Source organism: Actinoallomurus acaciae, assembly GCF_042429965.1.
GTDB lineage: Bacteria > Actinomycetota > Actinomycetes > Streptosporangiales > Streptosporangiaceae > Actinoallomurus > Actinoallomurus acaciae.
The window spans coordinates 1-1,825 of sequence record NZ_JBHLZP010000933.1 but is presented as its reverse complement, the minus strand read 5'-3'; the positions used below and the strand labels follow the sequence as shown (position 1 = coordinate 1,825).

The window sequence follows — 1,825 nt, the reverse complement described above, 5'->3', positions numbered from 1 at the left end:
ACGAACCGCTCCGCGGTCAGGCCGGGCCGCCGCACATAGCCGTCGGCCAGGCCGGCCCCGGCGACGTACAGCTCACCGAGCACACCCGCCGGGACGGGCCGCAGCCCCGCGTCGAGGACGTAGGCGCGGACGCCGTCGAGCCGATACGGCTCGCGGGCGGCCCCGTGCCAGCCGTAGGAGTCGACGGACGCCTCGGTCGGCCCGTACAGGTCGTGGCAGGCCAGGCCCGGCGCGGCGCAGATCCGTCGCCACAGGCCCGGGTCCACCGCCTCGCCGCCGACCAGCAGCACCTTCAGCGGCGCGCTCGTCAACAGCCCCCGGTCCACGAGCTGGCGCAGGTAGGTCGGGGTGACGTCGAGGACCTCGATCCGGTCCTCGGCCAGGCGCCGCAGCAGCGCCGCGTCGTCCTGGTAGTCGTCGACGACGTGCAGGGCGTGCCCGTCGAGCAGCCACAGCAGCGGCTCCCACGAACCGTCGAACACGAATGACGCCGCGTGGGCCACCCGCAGGCCGCGGCCGGCGGGTTCCATGAGCCGCCCGCGGTGCGACAGGAACAGGTTCGCCAGGCCGCGGTGCGGGACGGCCACGCCCTTGGGCCGCCCGGTCGAACCGGACGTGTAGATCACGTACGCGACGGCATCGGGCCGGGACCGGTCGATCGGCGGTCCCTCGGCGAGCGCGCCGAGGTCGCCGGGGCGCAGGACGAGCGCCGGCCGGGCGTCCTCCAGCATGAACCGGGACCGTTCCTCCGGCTGTGCGCCGTCGACCGGGAGGTAGGCGGCGCCGGCCTTGAGGACGCCGAGCAGGGCGGGCACCATCGCGGCGCGCGGCAGATCCAGCGCGACGACGTCGCCCGGCCGTACGCCACGGCCGTCGAGGGTCCAGGCGAGGCGGTCGGTCCAGGCGTCCAGCTCGCGGTAGGTCCAGGCGCGCTCGCCGGTGACCAGCGCGACGGCGTCCGGAGTGCGGGCGGCCTGGCCGGTGAGGAACCCGACGACGGTCCGGTCGGCCAGCGCCCGCTCGACGCCGAGGCCCGCGCACAGCAGCGCGCGGCGTTCGGCCTCGGAGAGGATCTCGATCCGGCCGATCGGGACCTCCGGGTCGGCCGCGACCGCGTCGAGGACGCGCAGGAGCCGGGCCGTCATGGCCTCGGCCGTCTCGCGGTCGAACAGGGCGGTGTCGAACTCCAGCGTGCCCTGAGCACCGCCGGCCGGGTCCTCCACGAGGTCGAAGGACAGGTCGAACATCGCGGTGCCGTGCCCGGCGGGCTCGGGCACGGCGGGCAGGCCGCCCAGCGTCCACGCCTCCTCGCCGCCGGTCAGGTAGGAGACCATGACCTGGAACAGCGGGTGCCGGCCGAGCGAGCGCGGCGGATTCACCGCGTCGACGACCTGATCGAACGGTACGTCCTGGTGCTCGAACGCGGCCAGGTCCGCCTCTCGGACGCGGGCCAGCAGCGCGCGGAAGGACGGGTCGCCGGAGGTGTCGGTCCGCAGCACGAGCGTGTTGACGAAGAACCCCACGAGGTCCTCGGTCGCGGGGTCGTCGCGACCGGCGACCGGGGTGCCGAGCGGCAGGTCGGTGCCCGCGCCGAGGCGGGTCAGCAGTGTCGCGACGGCGGCGTGCACGACCATGAACATCGTGGTGCCGGTGGCGCGGGCGATGCCGCCGAGCCGCCGCCGGGTCGTCGCGGGCACGGTGAACTCCACGACGCCGCCGTGGTGCTCGGACTCCTCGGGCCGCGGCCGGTCGGCGGCCAGGGCGAGCTCGTCGGGCGACCCGTCGAGCGCGTCCGTCCAGTACGCGAGTTGCCGCGCGGCCAGGC

The 1,825-nt window shown here is 75.7% G+C and carries 1 protein-coding gene; it reads right to left on the bottom strand.

Translation table 11 applies throughout. From position 1 onward, the window contains the following. Positions 1-1,825, bottom strand: a 1,825-nt coding sequence (locus tag ACFFNX_RS49075; protein WP_378213344.1) for a non-ribosomal peptide synthetase, incomplete at both ends; no start/stop codon positions are given.